This is a genomic window from Dyadobacter jiangsuensis (genome assembly GCF_003014695.1).
Taxonomy (GTDB): Bacteria; Bacteroidota; Bacteroidia; order Cytophagales; family Spirosomataceae; genus Dyadobacter; species Dyadobacter jiangsuensis.
Window position 1 is genome coordinate 224588 of the sequence record NZ_PYAS01000002.1, and the last position, 19459, is coordinate 244046.

At 50.0% G+C, this 19459-nt stretch carries 16 protein-coding genes and 1 tRNA gene; 8 read left to right on the forward strand and 9 right to left on the reverse strand.

Features of this window, described 5'->3' with window-relative positions; all coding sequences use genetic code 11:
• Nucleotides 1–1590 carry a SusD/RagB family nutrient-binding outer membrane lipoprotein gene (locus CLV60_RS04205; RefSeq protein ID WP_310589263.1) on the forward strand — a complete coding sequence of 530 codons (1590 nt, stop codon included), beginning with the start codon at nt 1–3 and terminating at the stop codon, nt 1588–1590.
• A 98-nt stretch (nt 1591–1688) separates the two neighbouring features.
• On the opposite strand, the gene CLV60_RS04210 is transcribed toward CLV60_RS04205, so the two are convergent.
• The gene (locus CLV60_RS04210; RefSeq protein WP_106594148.1) at nt 1689–3242 is read right to left on the reverse strand and encodes an FG-GAP repeat domain-containing protein; all 1554 of its coding nucleotides are present in this window, start codon (nt 3240–3242) and stop codon (nt 1689–1691) included.
• A gap of 10 nt (nt 3243–3252) precedes the next feature.
• The gene (gene argH, locus CLV60_RS04215) at nt 3253–4587 is read right to left on the reverse strand and encodes an argininosuccinate lyase (protein ID WP_106594149.1); all 1335 of its coding nucleotides are present in this window, start codon (nt 4585–4587) and stop codon (nt 3253–3255) included.
• Between the two features lie 209 nt (nt 4588–4796).
• On the opposite strand from argH, the gene tnpA reads away from it, so the two are divergent.
• Nucleotides 4797–5234, forward strand: a complete 438-nt coding sequence (tnpA, locus tag CLV60_RS04220) for an IS200/IS605 family transposase (RefSeq protein ID WP_106594486.1) — start codon at nt 4797–4799, stop codon at nt 5232–5234.
• A gap of 156 nt (nt 5235–5390) precedes the next feature.
• On the opposite strand, the gene CLV60_RS04225 is transcribed toward tnpA, so the two are convergent.
• A complete protein-coding gene (locus tag CLV60_RS04225; RefSeq protein WP_106594150.1) occupies nt 5391–5897 on the reverse strand; it encodes a C40 family peptidase in 507 nt (168 codons plus the stop codon).
• 256 nt (nt 5898–6153) lie between these two features.
• Between CLV60_RS04225 and CLV60_RS04230 the strand changes: the two genes are divergently transcribed.
• The 6 genes from CLV60_RS04230 to CLV60_RS04255 all read left to right on the forward strand — a co-directional run bounded on the left by CLV60_RS04230 (nt 6154) and on the right by CLV60_RS04255 (nt 14218).
• Nucleotides 6154–7320, forward strand: a complete 1167-nt coding sequence (locus CLV60_RS04230) for an AIR synthase-related protein (protein ID WP_106594151.1) — start codon at nt 6154–6156, stop codon at nt 7318–7320.
• 157 nt (nt 7321–7477) lie between these two features.
• Nucleotides 7478–9193: a PQQ-dependent sugar dehydrogenase gene (locus CLV60_RS04235; protein WP_106594152.1), complete on the forward strand. Its 1716-nt coding sequence runs from the start codon at nt 7478–7480 to the stop codon at nt 9191–9193.
• Nucleotides 9194–9473: 280 nt separating this feature from the next.
• Nucleotides 9474–10520, forward strand: coding sequence for an SGNH/GDSL hydrolase family protein (locus CLV60_RS04240; RefSeq protein ID WP_229210815.1), 1047 nt, complete (start codon nt 9474–9476; stop codon nt 10518–10520).
• A gap of 85 nt (nt 10521–10605) precedes the next feature.
• Nucleotides 10606–12264 carry a hypothetical protein gene (locus CLV60_RS04245; protein ID WP_106594154.1) on the forward strand — a complete coding sequence of 553 codons (1659 nt, stop codon included), beginning with the start codon at nt 10606–10608 and terminating at the stop codon, nt 12262–12264.
• 12 nt (nt 12265–12276) lie between these two features.
• A complete protein-coding gene (locus CLV60_RS04250; RefSeq protein ID WP_211302186.1) occupies nt 12277–13044 on the forward strand; it encodes a helix-turn-helix domain-containing protein in 768 nt (255 codons plus the stop codon).
• Between the two features lie 25 nt (nt 13045–13069).
• Complete coding sequence (locus CLV60_RS04255) at nt 13070–14218, forward strand: FAD-dependent oxidoreductase (protein ID WP_106594155.1); 1149 nt, start codon at nt 13070–13072, stop codon at nt 14216–14218.
• 4 nt (nt 14219–14222) lie between these two features.
• Here CLV60_RS04255 and CLV60_RS04260 read toward each other — a convergent pair whose 3' ends face one another.
• The 6 genes from CLV60_RS04260 to CLV60_RS04280 all read right to left on the reverse strand — a co-directional run bounded on the left by CLV60_RS04260 (nt 14223) and on the right by CLV60_RS04280 (nt 19386).
• Nucleotides 14223–14864, reverse strand: a complete 642-nt coding sequence (locus CLV60_RS04260; RefSeq protein ID WP_106594156.1) for a response regulator transcription factor — start codon at nt 14862–14864, stop codon at nt 14223–14225.
• Between the two features lie 2 nt (nt 14865–14866).
• On the reverse strand, nt 14867–16642 hold the full coding sequence (locus CLV60_RS04265) for a sensor histidine kinase (protein ID WP_170118709.1): 1776 nt from the start codon (nt 16640–16642) through the stop codon (nt 14867–14869).
• Between the two features lie 80 nt (nt 16643–16722).
• A complete protein-coding gene (locus tag CLV60_RS04270) occupies nt 16723–18024 on the reverse strand; it encodes a glycosyltransferase (RefSeq protein WP_106594158.1) in 1302 nt (433 codons plus the stop codon).
• 75 nt (nt 18025–18099) lie between these two features.
• Complete coding sequence (locus CLV60_RS34115; protein ID WP_146151519.1) at nt 18100–18318, reverse strand: hypothetical protein; 219 nt, start codon at nt 18316–18318, stop codon at nt 18100–18102.
• 202 nt (nt 18319–18520) lie between these two features.
• A complete protein-coding gene (locus CLV60_RS04275; RefSeq protein WP_106594159.1) occupies nt 18521–19102 on the reverse strand; it encodes a class I SAM-dependent methyltransferase in 582 nt (193 codons plus the stop codon).
• Nucleotides 19103–19309: 207 nt separating this feature from the next.
• A tRNA-His gene (locus CLV60_RS04280) sits at nt 19310–19386 on the reverse strand.
• Between the last annotated feature and the right edge of the window lie 73 nt (nt 19387–19459).

A 19459-nucleotide genomic window follows, 5' to 3' on the forward strand; every position in this document is an offset into this window, starting at 1 on the left:
ATGAAAAAGATATCATCAGTTATTTTGGCGGGGCTCATGCTTGTGGCAGCGTCCTGCAAGGAGTCCGATTTCAGCGACATATATCCTGATCCTTCGAAGATCTCTGCAACGACGGTCGAGAAGCAATTCACAGGGTTCCTTCAATCCAATAAGGACTATGTATTGCCGGGCTACACGCATTACTTCACAATGCTCCGCATTACATTGAACCAATACAACCAGTCGATCGGCTGGGTGAACGGTTCAGGTCAGTATGTGCCGGGTTCGGCGGGTGTGGAGAACATTTGGTTCAACTATTACAACCTGCTGGCTCAATACCGCGAGCTGCAAAAGGTTTACAATTCGAAAACTGCCGATGAGCAAGCTGACCGCAAGTTCTTCATGACAGTTGCGAAGATCTATCTCTACGATCAGACGCAAAGAATGGTAGACGTATTCGGTGCAATCCCTTTCACCGAAGCGGGTATGGTAAGTACAAATGGTGGTGACTACAATTCTTCGGCTGCGAAATTCGACGATCCGCAGGTACTTTATACGCTGATGCTTGACGATCTGAAAAGCATTGCTGCCGAGCTGAATGCAACGACTATCAATGCAGGTTATCAGAAATCGTTCCAGACGCAGGACTTTATCAATAAAGGAGACCTGACTGCCTGGAAACGTTACTGCAACTCGCTGCGTCTTCGTATGCTGAACCGTGTTTCGGACGTAGCTGCATTCCAGTCACGCTCTAACTCGGAAATCGCAGAGATTTTGGGCAATGCAACAACATATCCAACTGTTGAAACCAACGACCAGAATATCCAGATCAATGTTTACGATATCAACAGCCCTATCAACTCGAAAGGCTTCCAGGAAGGTATGGGCCCTGGTACATGGTATGGTAACACTGCTGGTAAGAAGTTGATCGACTTCCTGAGCAACAACGCTGACCCACGTTTGCGCATGTTGTTCGAGCCGGGTGCTAATGCTGGCGGAAAGTATATCGGTATTGATCCAATGGCTACTGCTCAGGCACAAACCGAACTTTCTAATGCAGGACAAGTTGCGATTTACAACCGTTACGTAACCAACTACAATCAGTTCTTCCCAGGTATCATCATCAATGCACCCGAGGTAAACCTGATCAAAGCGGAGTATTACCTGAGATCGGGTAACGATGCGTCTGCAAAAACGGCTTACGAAACGGCGATCGGCCAGTCAATGGATTTCTATAACCGTATCAACAACGTGAGCAACGCGGCGCAAGGAGTCAAACCTGCGAACGTAACAACCGCAGAAGCTACGGCGTACATCGCTGGAAACGGCGTAAGCTGGGCAAAAGCAACTACCGCTGCTCAAAAACTGGAACTGATCGCAGGACAGAAATGGGTACACTACAACCTGGTGCAGCCGTACGAGAACTGGGCAGATATCCGTCGTTTGAACATGCCGACATTGAGCTTCTGGGTTGACAACAACAACAACCAGACACTCCCTCCGGTAAGATTGAACTACCCAGGTAACGAGATCACTTACAACCCTGCCAATTACGCGGCGGTTCGTGAAAACGATAAACTCACTACCAAGCTTTTCTGGGACGTGAAATAATAATACCCGGATTGATAATACCAATCAGATTTAGTTAGGAAAGGAAAGAGGCGGTCGTTTGACCTGCCTCTTTTTTTGCTTTAAACCGGAGCGGGACTTTATCTGCGCCTGTTGGTAAGTACGAGTAGCTGTGGAAATGACAACTGGCCGCGGGAGATCAGTTTGGTCATTTCTCCGATGGTATGAAAATAGGAACCCAGTACAATATCCGTGTCGCCGTCCTGGTCAAAATCGGCGGCTTCCATGGTGAGCCATTTGCCGGCCGCGGCCATCGGGGTTGAAAATGCTTTGAAGCTCATTTTGCCCTCATTGGATAAATAGATGAAGCTATGCGCCGGATTAGCGAGGTCTGAGTAAAATGCGGTGGCGGCAATGTCGATATCACCATCGAGGTCGAAATCGCGGGCAACGGCCTTGCTGGCACCATAGAGTGGGAAAAACCAGGCGAGTTTGAAGTTGTCTTTTCCGTCGTTCAGATACAACCGCACGCCGTGGTAGTTTTTGTCGATGGGCGAGAGATCCCAGTTGTCGCCATTGGTGAGCAGAATGTCCTGAAAGCCGTCTTGGTTGAAATCCACCATTTCAAAATAGCTCATGCCATAGGAAGGTGGAAACTGCAAAACGGTTTTCTCTTTGAATTTTCCGTTCCCAAGGTTATAAAATACGGTTACCTGCTCCCATGCCTGAGCCATAAGGGCTATGATGTCCGGCTTTTTATCGCCATTCAAGTCGCGGATTTCGGCTCTTCTGGCACCCGGCAGTTCTTTTAATATATGCTCCTTGTCTTGCTCGAAATTGTCCAGCCAGAACAGTTTACCCGAATGATTGCCAAAGCCGCAGATCAGCGCGTCTTCTTTTCCATCCATATTTAAGTCCCCGGCTGTGAACTGTACAGGGCGGGGAAGATGCTGTATGTTTACAAGCGACGGGTCTGTCGTTTTGGATAGCGGCATGAGCCTGCCCGTACGCTGGTCGGATGGCTTGAAAACACCGATGGAAAGCAAGCGCGGCGGGGCGTTTTTAGGGAAATCAATATCGGTCGGGGCGGAATCGATCCACCAGGTGTCTTTCAATCCGGCCTTCCCGAATACATACAATGCATTCTGATCATCGCCGATGTAGAGCTGCGATGAAGCCGGATCATATTTCAGGAGCGAAGTTTTAGGAACTTCTTTGTCTCCTACGGTCAGGTCGGAGACATGGAAAAGCCGTAGGGAGTCCGTTATGGGCAGTGCTTTTTCCTGCGGAAGCGGTACCTCAGGGGCCGTAGAGCGGTAATAGGCCAGGATCTTTTTCCATTCACTTTCCGAAATGAGTTGTGCTTCGGGATAAACATTCAGCTCCTGCATTACGCGCTTTTCTTCCGGGATCAGGTCCGCGTAAGGATCCTCGCCGTTTGCCCGGATACCCAGCCGCAGCCCCATATTAGGCAGCACGCTGGTTGCCCATGTTTTTTTGTCCAGCAGGGAAGGGTCGGGGAACAAATGGCAGCGCTGGCAATAATCCATCGCCAGTTTTTTTCCTTCCTGGACCGAATCGGCTAGTGGCGTGCGGGCCGATTCAGATCCCGGTATTCCCGCCTGAAAAGAAAGCGAAAGCCCCGCCATTCCGATGGGTACAGAAATGAGCAGGGCCTTTTTCAAAAGTATCATGACGGATCGCTTAACGGATCAGATTATCGAGCGTTTCCAAAACTTTATCGTAACCGAACGCCCCAATCTCCCGCTCCATCCGCGCACGAATGGCCTCCGTTTGCAAATTGCCGATGCTTCCCTCATGGTTATGTTTCAATTCGCGTGGTGCGGTATAGGTGCCGTCGCCGATTTCGGCCCCTACCTGCTTGTAGGCGTCGCGGAAAGGTACGCCGGCGATCACGAGCTCGTTCACGCGCTCGACGCTGAACAACAGGTCGTACTTAGGGTTGTCGAGCAGGTTTTGTTTTACTTTCAAATGTTCCAGCGTGAATGCGGCGATGTCGAGGCAATCGAGGATTTCGTCGAATGCCGGCATCAGGATTTCTTTCAGCAGCTGCATATCACGGTGGTAGCCGGAAGGCAGGTTACTCAGCACCATCGTGACCTCCATCGGCAATGCTTTCATGCGGTTGGTTTTCGCGCGGAGGAGCTCGGCCACGTCCGGGTTCTTCTTGTGCGGCATAATGCTGCTACCGGTCGTGAGGTCGTCGGGTAATACGATGAAGCCGAAGTTTTGGCTATTGTACAGGCAAACGTCCATAGCAAGCCTGGAAACAGTAGCGGCCAGCGACGCAATGGCGCTCAATGCGGCCTGTTCCGTGCGCCCGCGGCTCATTTGCGCGTAAACAACATTATGGTGCATGCCTTCAAAGCCCAGTAATTCGGTAGTGAGCTGGCGGTTCAGCGGGAACGACGAGCCATAGCCTGCACCCGAGCCCAGCGGGTTGCGGTTGGCGAGGCGGTAAGCGGCATTCAGCTGGATAATATCGTCGATGAGCCCCTCGGCGTAAGCGCCAAACCACAGCCCGAACGACGACGGCATGGCAATCTGCAAATGTGTATAACCCGGGAGCAGGTCGTTTTTATGCTCTTCCGATTTGCGCGTCAGCACGTCGAAAAGCTTTTGAGTAGCTTCTACCACCTCGAAAAGCCGTGCACGTGTGTACAACTTCATGTCCACCAACACCTGGTCGTTACGCGAGCGGCCCGAATGGATTTTTTTGCCCGTATCGCCGAGCTTACGGGTAAGCAACAGCTCCACCTGCGAATGCACATCCTCGATACCTTCCTCGATGACGAATTCGCCTTGCTGGATTTGCCCGTAAATGGCTTTGAGTTCGGTTTTCAATGCGGCCAGATCATCAGCCGTGAGCAAGCCGATGGTTTCGAGCATGGTGGCGTGGGCGATATTGCCCAGCACATCAAATTCGGCCAGATGCAAATCCATCTCGCGGTCGCGGCCAACCGTGAAACGTTCTATTTTTTCAGAAGTAACAGTATTTTCCTTTTGCCAGAGTTTCAAAATGCGGGAGTATTAAATTTATCCATTTAAAATTCATCACAAATTTAACATCATTAGCTCATTCCTTGCCTTTTTCCGTCGACTGAAGTCGACGGCCAGGGGGATTTTTTGTGGTGATGGGTTTTATTGTGTTACCAAATGTGGGATTTAGCGTATCAATGAAGACCGCCAGGGGTTTATTGTTGGATGCGTTTAAATCTTCTATTGGTATGAGTTGGAGCCGGATTTGGATTCATGTTGTTTTTTCTACGAAATACCGCGCACCGGTACTGAGGGACGAGATTCGTATGAAGGTATTTATGCATATTAAAGAATATGCCATATCGAAGGGAATCGAGGTGGATGTGGTGAATGGGTATCTTGACCATACACATTGTCTCATATGCCTTGCCCGCGGGCAGACGCTCTCAGATGTAATGAAGATCATCAAAGGAGAGTCGGCATACTGGATAAATAAGAATAAGCTGACGACGACCAAGTTTGTCTGGCAGGACGACTATTGGGGTGTAAGTGTGAGCGAGCGCCATGTGCCCCTTGTGAGGCGGTACATTTTGAAGCAGGAAGAGCACCACAAAGGCAAAACCTTCGAAACAGAAATCAACAGATTCATGCAAAAATATGGCTGGACAAATGCAAACAAAAACTGAGCCATTTTTTATCTCTCTATCTCTTTATAGTCAGTTTAAAGTCAACTGCAAAAGATGGCTGGAACAGTCACCATCAAAGACTGAAAAGCAATCATCCTGCCGTCGACTTAAGTCGACGGATCAGAAGAGAAAGAAAATAATTTGTTGATTTTTAGATCATTCCATCATTCTTTTGATCGCCACAAAGCGCTTGCTATAATATGCTGCATTCAGCAGATCATACCGGATGCCGCCTTTCCAGGCCGAATGGATGAATTTGACATAGCCGGGCGCTACTTCGGTGATAATACCGACGTGTCCGATACGCTTGCTCTTCGTGCTGTTGCCTTTGAAAAAGATGAGATCGCCGGGCTTGGCATCGTCGAGTTCTACGGCTTCACCGTGCTCGGCCTGCGCGGCGCTCGAATGCGGCAACGTAATATTCCATTGATTGAAACAATACCGGACGAAGCCGGAGCAATCAAATCCTCGTTTGGACGAGCCGCCGGAGCGGTAGGGAATATGTAAATGCTGGGTTGCGAAGGTTACCAGCGATTGGATCGGGTTGAGGCTGTCGGCAGCGGCTGTCGGTGTGCCGGGTGCTTTGGCGTAAGACGGGATACTGAGTGTATTGGCTGCAAAAAATAGGATTATTACAACGGCAATGCGAATCGAAAAATGCATGAAATCGAAAGTGGGTTCAGGACTTTAAATGGTCAAACAAGAGATTCTACGGTTTTTGCGGATGCATACCGCACAATTGTAAAGCTAACGACTTTTTTGCATTTGTCTTATTTTAAGAAATCGTTATTTTTTGCAATATTTTGTAAATCACTGATTTGCCAGTTTTAGGACTACTTTCATTAAAGTAAAGGTTTAAGCCCCCATTTTGACTACTTTTGTGGCGGAATCAGGATAGCTTACTAATTAATACGCTCAGATGAAAACTACCGACCGTTATCTCCAGCGCGGTGTATCGGCTTCAAAGGAAGATGTGCATAAGGCCATTGAAAAGATCGACAAAGGGCTTTTTCCAAAGGCTTTTTGTAAAATAGTACCGGATACCCTCGCTGGCGATCCCGAGTATTGCACGATCATGCACGCCGACGGCGCCGGTACCAAAACTTCCCTCGCGTATTTGTATTGGAAAGAAACGGGCGATATCTCTGTCTGGAAAGGCATTGCGCAGGATGCTATCGTGATGAATACCGACGACCTGCTTTGCGTGGGTGCAACCGGCCCGATGCTCTATTCATCGACGATCGACCGTAATAAGAACCGCATTCCCGGCGAGGTAATCGCGGAAGTGATCAACGGGGCGGAGGAAGTGCTGGACATGCTTCGCAGCTACGGCGTCGAGATTTACAGTACCGGCGGCGAAACGGCCGACGTGGGCGACCTCGTACGGACTGTTACTGTGAACAGTACGGTAATCGCTCGCATGAAGCGCTCGGAAGTGGTGGATAATGCCAATATCCAGGCCGGCGATGTGATCGTAGGGCTCGCTTCTTACGGACAAGCCAATTACGAAAGTGAATACAACGGTGGGATGGGCAGCAATGGCCTTACCTCCGCAAGGCATGATATTCTGGGTAAATACCTTTCAAAATATACCGAAAGCTTCGATCCCGAAGTAAGCGAGGACCTCATTTACAGCGGCAGCAAAAAACTGACCGACGAAGTAGCGGGCGCGCCTTTGAATGTAGGTAAGCTAATCCTCTCGCCTACACGTACGTATGCGCCCGTGGCCAAGGCTTTGCTCGACGAGATGCGTCCGCAGATCCATGGCATGGTACATTGCAGTGGCGGGGCTCAGACGAAAATTCTACATTTTGTTGATAACCTTCACATTATCAAAGACAACCTGCTTCCGGTACCTCCCTTATTCAGGCTCATTCAGGAAGAAAGCGGAACGAGCTGGCAGGAGATGTATAAAGTGTTTAATATGGGGCACAGGCTGGAAATTTACCTTCCGGAAGCCCACGCCGCACGCGTGATCGAAATATCGAAATCGTTCGGGATCGATGCGCAGGTGATTGGGCGCGTGGAAGCTGCCGACGAGAAAAAACTGACAATCAGCAGCGAATACGGTACTTTCTATTACTGATCGTTCTTGATTGTTGCAAAATACTGAGCCTCCGGAAGTTAACTTCCGGAGGCTTTTTTGTTTCCCGTATTTCCGGCGGTAAAACTCAGGCACGACAATTGTAGTACAATTTTGTAGTAATAGTAGAAGTAGTGTTGTTTTAATAACCATATTTCATATGAAACATATCAACAACTATCAAATACTGCGGAGCCATGTCCTGGTATTATGCTTCGTTCTCGCCGCCATGCGCATTTCCGCGCAAATTCCGGATATCAAGATTAACGCGACACCCGTTATCAGCGGGTTGACTTCGGGTATGCAGCTCGTACATGCGGGAGACAATTCCAACCGGATTTTCATCGCCGAGCGCTCCGGTGTTATCACAGTACTTAATCCGGGGGCTTTAACGACCCCTATTCAATACCTGAACATGAACAGCGGCGGACAGGTGGTTTCTCAGTCGGGAGAGGGAGGTTTGCTGAGTATTGCCTTCCATCCCAATTTTTCTACCAATGGATTTGTTTACACCTATTATACCGATACAAACGGCGACCTGGTGTTGGCGCGTTACACCTCTGCAAATCCGTCGGGAAACCTGGTTCCTGCGAACACGCGGGTGGAGCTCCTGAAAATCCCGCATCCTGTCAATACCAACCATAATGGAGGGGAACTGCATTTTGGGCCGGAAGATGGCTATTTGTATCTCTCTACCGGTGACGGCGGGGCTAGCTATGATCCCAACATAAACGGGCAGAGCACGACCAGCCTTCTGGGGAAAATACTGAGGCTGAACGTGGACCCTCCGCTGGGTTCCGGGCTTCCTTATGTGATCCCGCCTTCCAATCCGTTCGGGAATGAAATCTTTATCCGTGGATTGCGAAACCCGTTCCGGTGGAGTTTCGACCGTGAAACCTTTGATTTGTGGATTGGTGACGTAGGCCAGGATACCTGGGAAGAGATCAACCACGTAACGGCCGGGAATGCTTCCGGGGCCAATTTCGGTTGGCGGTGCTTTGAAGGAAACGGCTATACGCCGGGGATCGCCATCAACGAATGCCCCGATTCGGCCAGTTTTACCAAGCCGGTTTACATTTATCCTACGCGCACAGCAAGAGGCAATTCCGTGATCGGCGGGGTGGTGTACCGCGGCAATGCCTGGCCGGTGATGAAGGGTTATTACATCGGGATGGATTACGGGTCGGGGGATATTCATAAAATCAATTCGGATGGGTCGGTGAAGGAGTATGAAACCTCGACATTCACAGGCGTGAGGGATATTGGAGAAGACCAGTCGGGCGAGATCTATGCCGTTACAGCCACAGCTGTTTACCGCATTGAGGCTGAGAACCCATTGCCTGTAACGCTGGTCGATTTCTCCGGGGCTCCCAGCGCGGAGGGTGTCCGGCTTACATGGCAGACTTCCATGGAAAAAGACTTCAAATCGTTCGATATCCAGTACAGCCTCGATGCCCGTCAGTTCGACCGTATCGGCTCGATTCAGGGCGCCAATGCGCCGGCGGGTAACCTGTATTCATTTACACATAGTACTCGGGAAGGCGGGGATCTTTACTATCGCCTGAAAATGACGGATATGGATGAGAGTTTCAGGTATTCTAAAATAATCACGGTCAACCGTGGTGCCGAGAGCCCGGGCGACCTGTTTGTGCGGCCTTCGCTGATCAGCACCAGCGAAATGAATTTGTTTGTGGAAGAGCCTTTTCAAACTGTTGAAATTGTGAATGCGGGTGGGCAGGTGGTGCTCACCGAGAAAATCGGGGGCAGGAGCGGGTCTGTAAACATCCCGCTCGGCAATACGGCTTCGGGTATCTATGTGGTGCGCATGGCCGGCGCCGACCGGGTTATCCAGCAAAAGGTTTTGGTATGGAGATGATCCCAAAACAGACATTCCGGAAGCATCGCTTCCGGAATGTGATCATTATACAACCCTAAAACCCAATTTATGTATGGCAATATTGGATGATCAAAGATAGTGGAATTAATCCATATTATTGGATATAATCCAAATTGTTTTGACCGAAATCTTGTAGAAATTTCCCGACGCTAAACAGGACGTCCATGTGCCATTTCTGGAACGATTATTGCGATAATGCTTTGCACGCATAGCTGCGTGTACCCGAAAGCACCTTTACAGCAACGTTCCATCCATGAAAATGAATTCATTCCGACACACTAACCCCTGCCAGAAGGCGGACAGGGGAATGAGCCGCAGACGCTTTTTTCGTCAATCTGGGGCGGCGGCCTTGTCCACAATGCTCCTGACATCCTGCGATAATCTGCTCGACAAAATCATCCCTTCCAAAAAGGACAAACGCGACAAAACACTCGCATTCTTTGGCGATAGCCTCACCATCGGCACCGGCGGCAGCAGGCCCATGGGCGCGTGGGTAGGCGACGTTTTTTCGGAACGGCCGGTGTACAGTGACGGCATCAACGGCCAGGTCGCATTGTCGATTGCGATACGGCAGGGTGGGGTGCCTCTGACCTTGTCCGTGGCCGGCGGCAAATTCAATGGCGCGAAGCCGGTAGCAGTTACAAAAATTAACAACGAGTTCCTCTCGACGCCGCTGAATGGCAACGTTTACACCCGTACGGGTGCGCTCGCGGGCGTGCAATGCACCATTAAGCGACAATTCGTGCCGGACTTAGGAGATCGTTATACCGTAGAGCCGTTGGCGCAAAGCGATACGGAGGCGTCGGCCGAAACGCCGGTCGATGTCGCGGTTCCCGATGATTCGGTTTTTGAGCTGGATGACGCGGTGAAGATGCGGACGGCGACGCAGGTCCTTTGGTACGGGCGGAACGACATCGGCCAGGGGAAACCGCACGAGGGGATCCTCGCCGCAATCAAGAGTTCGATAGATTATATTGCGGAACCTAGGCGGTATCTTGTACTGGGCATATTGCCCGCAATCACCGAAAGCAAAGGAACCCCAGGCTACGCGAGTCTGACCGCATTCAACGATGAGCTCGCGCTGTTGTACCGCGATACGTACGTTCCGATGACTCCGCCCACCGAGTCGGAGATGAACGATATCGGGTTTGCAGCGACCGCCACCGATTTGGAGGACATTCAAAAAGGCATTTTCCCTTCCCGAATGCGCCCGGCCAATAAGTCGGATGAGATCCACCTGAATGACTCCGGTTATCGGATCATAGCGAACAGGGTTGCTCAAAAAATCAGGGATTTGAAGTATTAGACTGAAATTCAAGGGGAGATCAGGTACGAAAAGTATTTTTGGGAGAAGGCGTCTTTTGAAACTAATGGCGACTAAACTAACCCTTATGACAAAATACAGACTCCTGATCTCCTTTTTGTTAGCCTTCCCGTTGGTAACACAAGCTCAGCAAAAAGGCCCGGTTGAAAATGTAACGGTCACCTCCGAAAACACGAAAACCGGCGTGTATACCAACGATAAGGGCGAATTGCAATTGAATGTGGTGCCCGGGGACGTCCGGAAATACAAGGCGGCGGGCGTGGTGCGCTATGGTGATTTTGGTGCACGGGGCGACGGGAAGATGGACGACGTGGACGCGATTGCCGCAACACACGCATTTGCTAACATGCACGGCCTCCCGGTGAAAGCCAACGACGGTGCCACTTACTACATTGGCGGAAAAGAACGCACGGTGGTCATCCAAACTGACACAGATTTTGGAAAAGCGGCATTCATCATCGACGATGGTGAAGTGGAAAACCGGAATGCGTCGGTTTTCACGGTGAGCTCAGGGCTCAAACCTTTTAAACTGGAAAAAATTACTTCATTAAAAAGAAACCAGGAAAAGATAGACGCGTCTTTGCCTGGCCCGTGCCTGGTTACGGTCACCAATTCGAATGTAAAGCAATACATCCGGTTTGGGCTGAACCAAAATAATGGATCTTCGCAAACGGATATTTTTGTGGTAGACAAAAACGGGAAGGTGGATATGAATGCGCCTATTATCTGGGATTTCGACCAGATCACCGACATTACCGCGCTGCCTATCGACGAAAAACCGCTGAAAATAACCGGCGGGCGATTCACCACCATTGCCAATAAGGCCGAATCCAAATACACGTATTATAACCGCAACATCGCGGTCCGGCGATCGAATGTGCTCGTGGAGGGGCTGGAACACCGTATTATGGGTGAAGGAGATCACGGTGCGCCTTACAACGGATTTATCAATATCGGCGACTGCTCCTATGTGACGGTGAAGAATGCGATCCTGACAGGTCATAAGACTTATAATACCATCGGAACGGCGGGTAAGCCTGTTTCAATGGGTACCTACGATCTTTTAGCCAACCGTGCACTCAATGTGTCGTTTATCAATTGCACCCAGACCAACGACATCAACGACAATACCTACTGGGGCATACTGGGATCCAATTTCTGTAAAAACCTGCTTTACGACCATTGTACGCTCTCCCGGTTTGATGCCCATCAGGGCGTCGCCAATGCCACCATCCGAAATTCGACGCTGGGGCATATGGGTATTAACGCAATCGGGAGCGGGCTGCTGCTGATCGAGAACTCGACCATCAGGGGCAGAAGTATCGTCAATCTCCGGCCCGACTATGGCAGCACCTGGCAGGGGGAGGTGGTGATCCGTAACTGCGTATTTGTTCCGATGAACGGTAAATCCGCCAATGCTTCCCTGGTCAGCGGTTCCTATTCGGGGCAGCACGACTTTGGTTACACCTGCTACATGCCTGAAAAGATTACCATTGAAAACCTTCGTATCGATGATGCAGCCCATCCTGAAAATTACCAGGGCCCGGCGATATTCGCGAATTTCAACCCGGAAATGACGGACACGGCTTACCAGGAAAGGTACCCTTATGTTAAAACCAAAAGTGTTTTGCTGAAAAATGTAACCACAGCCAGCGGCAAGGCAGTGAGAGTTAGTGATAATGCATTTATGTTTAAGGATGTAAAAGTGCGTGGTGAGGGGAAGTAACCAGCCTTATTGATGGAACCGCTGCTGTATCAAAAGGACGATATCGATTATTGGTCAATGCCGCCGGCTGAGGAGATCAGCCATTTGGTGGAAAGCTTTTGGATGCTGACTAACAAATCGGCAGCACCTTTGGCGGTAACAGTATTGCCGGATGGCCGGATCGATGCGAGTTTTTCGTTCGGGGACAGGCAGGGTATTGTACTGCTCGGGTTAGAGAGCGGGCCTTCGCGGGCGGAGATTCCGCCGGATTTCACGCTTTTCACCATCAGCTTCCGGCCGCTTGCCGCTACGTATTTATTCAAAGACTTCCTGCCGATCCTGCCCGATACGGCTACTGTGCTGCCCGCCGATTTCTTTGGGGTAACCCTGGGTGGGTTTCAGGATATCGAACTGTTCTGTGCGAAGCTCACTGCGAACATAAAAGGTATGCTAAAAAAGAGTATCGATGAGCGAAAGAGGAAGCTTTTTGACCTGATTTATTCCACCAATGGCTCCATAACCGTAGGCGAATTATCCGAAAAAACTTCCTGGACCAGCCGGCAGATCAACCGCTATTTCCGTGATACCATCGGCGTATCCTTGAAGACCTATTGCAATATCATCCGATTTCGGGCTTCGTTTCAGCACATCCGGGAAGGAAGGCTGTTTCCCGATGAAAACTACGCCGATCAGTCCCATTTCATCCGGGAGATCAAAAAGTATGCGGGAGTTGTCCCCAAAGAACTTGCGCGAAACAAAAACGACCGATTTATCCAATTTTCAACCCTGCCGCCAGCCTAGTTTTGTGTCATAAACAATTGAAATTATGATACATAACGATAAAAGAATAGCGATTGTGGGCGGAGGCCCAGGTGGGCTGACATTGGCAAGACTGCTCCAATTGTCGGGGGCTGAGGTGCACGTGTACGAGCGCGATTTCGGCAAAGACGCGCGCGTACAAGGCGCCACGCTCGACCTGCATGAGGAGTCGGGATTAGAGGCGCTCCGGCGAGCAGGCCTGCTGGATGCGTTTTATGCTAACCACCGTCCCGATGCCGGGCGAATGCGGATTTTAGATAAATATGGCGATATCCATGTAGACGACCACGCGGTCGAAAACGCATTTGCCGAGGATCGGCCGGAGATCGACAGGGCTCCTTTGCGAAAGATTTTGCTCGAATCGTTGCGGGAAGGTACGGTGGTGTGGGACAGCCAGTTTGTTTCAATGGAAAGGCAGGACACCGGCTGGCTGATGCATTTCAAAAACGGGGTGCATGCTTACGCCGATGTCGTCATTGCCGCGGATGGTGCCAATTCCAAAATACGGCCTTACATAACTGCGATACAGCCCGTGTATTCCGGTGTGACGATCGTGGAAGGGAACATTTACAATGCGTCGATCAATGCGCCGCGTCTCTGGGAGTTGGTAAAAGGCGGGAAGATTTTTGCCTTTGGCGACGAGCAGTCGTTGATACTCAGTGCCAAAGGCGAAGGAAGCCTGTCGTTTTACACCGGTTGCAAAGTGGGTGAAAACTGGGTGCAGGAAAGCGGAATAGATTTTAACAAAAAGGATGCGGTATTCGCCTGGTTTAAAGAAGCATTCGGATCTTGGAACGACGTGTGGCAGGAGTTGTTCGCCAGCGACGAAATAGGGCTCATACCCCGGCCCCAGTACCATTTCCCCCTCGACCAGCATTGGGAATCCCTCCCCAACCTCACCATGCTTGGCGATGCCGCGCACAGGATGCCTCCCTACGCCGGTGAAGGCGTAAACATGGCCATGCAAGACGCATTTGAACTGGCAGAATGCCTGACATCGGACGCATTTACCGATATCCACGCTGCGATTGCGGAATATGAGCGCCGGATGTTGAAAAGGGCATCGGAAATTACGCAAATGAGCCTGGAAATGACGGAAATGCTGCATTCGGCTGATCCGATAGCTCAAATGGTAGCGATGATGAGCGGGGAGTAGCCCTTTACCCCCAGTTTTGCTCCAACGCAAACCGCAGCAGACTGTTCTTTCCGGTCAGGTTCAGCTTTTTGGCAATGTTCATCCGGTGATTAGACACCGTTTTTTCACTGATAAAAAGCGCGTCGGCGATTTCCTTACTGGATTTGTATTCCGAGATCAATTTCATAATGTGCGTTTCGGAAGGCGTAAGCAATGCTTTCAGGTCATTTTTCGATTGCCGTTGCAGCGCCGATGTCTTTTTAAGGAGATAGGCGGAGATTTCGGGGCTCAGGTATAGGTCTCCGTCTTTGGCCTTGTAAATGGCATGTACAATGTCCGAAACGGCGTTTTCTTTGAGCACGTAACCCAATGCACCTATTTCCAAGGCTCTCAGGAAGGGAGCCTTTTCCTTATGCATTGTAAGAAAAATGATTGGAAGGGTCGGCTGGATTTGGAGCATTTGCTCGGCAGCTTCGAGCCCGTTCATGCGCGGCATGTCGATATCCAGTACCACAACATCCACATTCTGGGACTGAAATGAATGCAGCGCTTCCAGGCCGTTTTTCGCGCTGACGATCACTTTCAGATCGGCATCCATTTCGATTACCTCTTTGAGCCCTTTCAGAAAAATGGGGTGGTCGTCGGCAATCAGCAGTCTGATTTCCATGGTCAGAAGGGAATTTGAATGTAAATAATGGTACCGGACGGATTGTTTTCCAGGATTTCGATCTGGCCGTTGAGGATGTTGAGCCGTTCCCGGATACCGATCATGCCGAAGCCTCCTTTGCCGGTTGAGGCGGGTCCTATGCCGACACCGTTGTCTTCTATACGTATGGTTATCATTGCATCAGTTTGGTTAATCCGAATGCGCGCCGCCGTCGCCTGCGCGTGTTTGAGAATGTTATTAAAGCACTCCTGTACGATCCTGAAAACATTCATTTCATTGGATTTGGAGAGAATATTATCAAAGTTTTGAATATCGGTTTCCACTTCGATCTGACCAGTTTCCATCACATCTTCCAGCAAGCTATGCAGCGATTGCGTGATCCCCAGCAATTCCAGATGCAGCGGACGCAAGTTGTAGGAAATATTCCGGACTTCCTGAATGGCTTCCGTGACCATTTCTTCGAGATCTCTGAGCTGCTTTTCACGCAATTCAGGCTTTTGAGTGTCTCTTTTGATCATCAGGACCTTGTTTTTGACCATCCCAAGGCTTTGTCCCAGACTATCGTGCAGTTCCGCGGCCACACGCTTGCGCTCGCTTTCCTGCGAACCGATCAGCTGCTGCGAAAAGAGCGTTGCCTGCGCCAGCGCCTCTGCCTGGGTGAGTTCTTTTTCCCTTTTAAATGTATTGAGCTTGTTGGCCAATGCAAAGGAAAGGATAATGGCTTCCAGGCCGGACCCAATCTGATAAGCGCCCTCCGTAAACCAGTTTTCAGGGAAAATGGCCATATCCTTCATCATGAAAATGAAAATGCCTGCCAGTAGTGCGGTAAAGCCCATCAGGTAGTATCTGGCCGGTTTGAATCCCTGTTTCAGTACCGTAAAGCCGACAACGTTGGAGTAAATCAGGAAGAAGCCCACCGTGAGCCAGCTCAATTGAAAACCCTCTAACAAATGCCCGCCCAGTGAAAGTCCAACTACGCCCACGCAGGACACGACGATCAGCCAGCCCAATTTCCTCAGCCGGGGGCAATAATGCCTCGTGTTCAGGAATGAATTGGTGAAAAGCAATGCGAATATAAAAGCGAGGCTACCCGTGTAGTTGGAATGATTGGCCTGTGGGAAATCAGGAACGATAAATTGCAGAAAAAGACCCTTGCTGTAACCAATATTCAATGCGACGAAGAAAATGTAAAACACGTAATACAGATAAGTTCGCTCCCGTATTGAAATGAATACGAACAGGTTATATATGATCAGCGCGGCAATTAACCCGTAATAGAAGCCATGGCCGATGTCGGTCTTCTGGCTGTTTTCATAGATGTGTTGGAGGTTCGATATTTCAAGCGGCACGCGTATGATCGAGTTGCTGCGTACCCGCAGGTAGATCGTCGTAGTGTCCTTCCTCTCCAGATGGAGTGGCAGGATTGTCTGATTGCTGAGGACGGGCCGGTCGTGATAAGACAATGCTGAGCCGACGTTCGTGATATAATTAATCATATTGTCGTAACTGGGCTGCGTTGCTACAAACAGGTCGACCTGTTGCAGGAATGGCGCTTTTACGTGCAGAAACCATTCCCCCGGTGTTTGGCTGACTACCCGCAATTTCAGCCAGAAAGTGGAAGCGCTCGGGCCCACATTCAGTGTTTCCTGGGTCATTGGCCGGAATAACTCCGGCTTGGCCTCCACGTCGCTGTGCTGTAATGCATGGGTGGGGTCTTCCAGTACCAGCATGTTTCGTCCGATGGGATAATTGGACCGCCCGTAGACCAGTTCGATCACAGGCGGTTCTAAGCTTTGACCCATTGCAGTCATGACGGACAGCAAGTATAGCATGAATACGAATCGACCGGCGGGTAACATCAGATCAGTTGAGGTGTTTGGATATCGAGAAGGTCATCAATGTATTGTGTACAAAGCGACTGAGGGTTATAATCTTTGAATTCCCGGCTGAGTTTTTTGACATTGCTTTTGTAAGTACCATCCGCCAGCACCTTTTCCACGCCCGCTTTGATTTGCGCCGGCGTCGGGAATTCCGTTTTAAGGTCGACACCTAATTTGAAATAGCCGATCCTGGCATTGATTTCATTTTTACCTTCATGAATACCTGCGGCAACCAGCGGGAGCTGATTTTGTATACCCAGCATTACACCGCCATAGCCTCCGTTCGTGACGTACACATCACAATGCGGCATGATGTCGTTGAAAGGGATAAAGTCACGGATAAGGATATTCTCCTGCGGGTACCGCGCCTGCAACTCCGGTGTACCCATTCCGCCAGTAGTCGCGATCACCAGCACGGACGTGTCTTTGAAGGCTTCCAATGTAGGGACGAGTATCTTCTCAGGGTCTCTTTCCAATGTACCCTGCGTAACCAGAATCACCGTTTTATATTTTCCGAGCTGTTCCCCGAGATCGATGGCGTGCTTGCTGCCTTTTGAGTAGGGTAACAGCGGTCCTACAAACCGGACTTTCTTACTCAGGTCGGAACGGCTGTATTCGAATCCCGGTGTACCGCTTTGCAAGAGAAGGTCCGTTTTTTTACCCAACACATCGAAAATATTACCCTTTACGGGCACCAGCCCGTGCTCGCGGAAAAGGCTGGCGAAGAGATTGGCGGCTTCACGGAAGATAATCTTGTTGGCGAAAAAGCGAAGCAAGTCCTGCTTTCTGCGCCCGAGAAAGCTGGTCGAAGGCGTCATGGCCAGCCCGGTCGGCGGTAAATCCCGGGAGGTTTCCACAAGCGGGAACACGCCTACCGACACTACTTTTTTGTTCAGCTTTTCTTTTACAAACGGCATCCCTGTGAATGCAACGTCGCTGATTAACAAATCGAAGGACCACGACTCGTTAATCTCCCGAATATCTTCATAGAACTCGGTTGATCTGAGTATGAATGCGGTTTTCAGATCATATTTGAGCTTGCCGATAGTCCCGGGGATTTTGTCGCGCTCGGGAAAGAGGATGTGCACATTATGCTGATTGAAATCCAGGGCATTCTTAAAAGGGTAGTAGGGGATACCCAGCCCCTCGATCTTGTCTTTAAAAATGCTTCCTGAATACCACCTCACGTCGTGGCCGAGTGATTTCAGATGCATGGCAATACTCGTCAGGGGATTGAAGTGACCTTCATAAGGCATGTTGGCAAATAGTATTTTTTTCATGGCTAAATGGGAATTGATGTTATGGGGGATGTTTGTATCTGATTGATTAATAGTGAATTGGTGCGAGCTGGCGAATCAATTTATATTCGTTAGGACGAATGCGATCGCAACGCTTTTTGTCCCGTAAAGTGTGGTAGAAGGAGCTCTCTGCTCACTCGCGAAAGTTCCGTGGCTGATCTGCACGGACTGAGCCGAAGCTGCCCCGGCGGGAGTCACACATTCAGTCCCGGTTTCGCAGGATTGGCTCAGAATAGACAGCGATATACTCAGGAGAAATTTGAAGAATGTTTTCATGGCTGACAGACTTTGTGATTCGGATAAATGTCCTTGTCTTTCGACATCACAAAATTACCAGCCCGACTACCCCCGTAAAATGGAGGCTACCACCCATTTTCATAGGTAGTAATGCTCATATTGGAGAATAGGGTGTTGTTTCTAATGGGAGCGGAACTAGGCTTGAATTGCCTTTCCAGCTCTTGAAAGGCGGTATTGAAGTTTAATGCTTAACTGCATGGTAGTAATGATTTTCCCCTTCGTCCTCAAATTCCTCGACAAGCGAAAGCCCTGCCGCAGTTAACAACGCTTTGTATTTCTCCGCTCCAAGCGATCTCGATGGTACTGCTGTAATGGCATCTTCCCATTCCATTTTCTGAGAAGGAGCCGTAAACAGCAACCTCCCGCCAGGATACAGCGCATGGGCCATTTTTTGAATTACAACTTCCTGCGTTTCGACAGGTAAAAGGAACAGCAGCCCCCAGGCAATGACGGCATCGAACTGCCGGTTGAAAAAGGAGGAATCTTCGGCGGCCTCACACGCGACGGGGCTATCGGGGAAGTTTTGCTTGAAGGTTTCAACCATCGAAGGCGAGGCGTCAATCCCATAAACCGTCAAACCTGCATTGACCAATGCCTTCGAAATCGGGTCGCCCGCGCCACAGCCTACATCCAAAACCGTGGCATTGGGAGGCAGTGACTTTGCCCACTGCCGAACTGATGGCGCACCGACTCCATCGAGACCTTTAGAGCGACAGCGAATGAATGTGGCGGCGTTAGCTTCGTATCCGTTTGATTTGTCCATTGCGGTAGCTTGTTAACCATTGTGAGGCCGTAGCGCTTGGTTGTAGCTACTTTTGGCTGCCTTTCGTTTGTTGAGCTGAGACTCTTGTTAGCTCTTCAATCAATGGCAAAATACGAGGATTTTGGGAGGATGAGAGAAGCATTTTTATTGTAGTTCCACTCCATTCAAGAACACAAAAAAGGTCCTGAATTTTCAGGACCTTTAAACTGGGGAGGGAGACGGGTCTCGAACCCGCGACCTCCAGAACCACAATCTGGCGCTCTAACCAACTGAGCTACAACCTCCATTTTTTGACAATCCCATTGGACTGCCCCGTTTTCGGATTACAAAAGTAGGAAAAGGTTTGCAGCTTGCAAG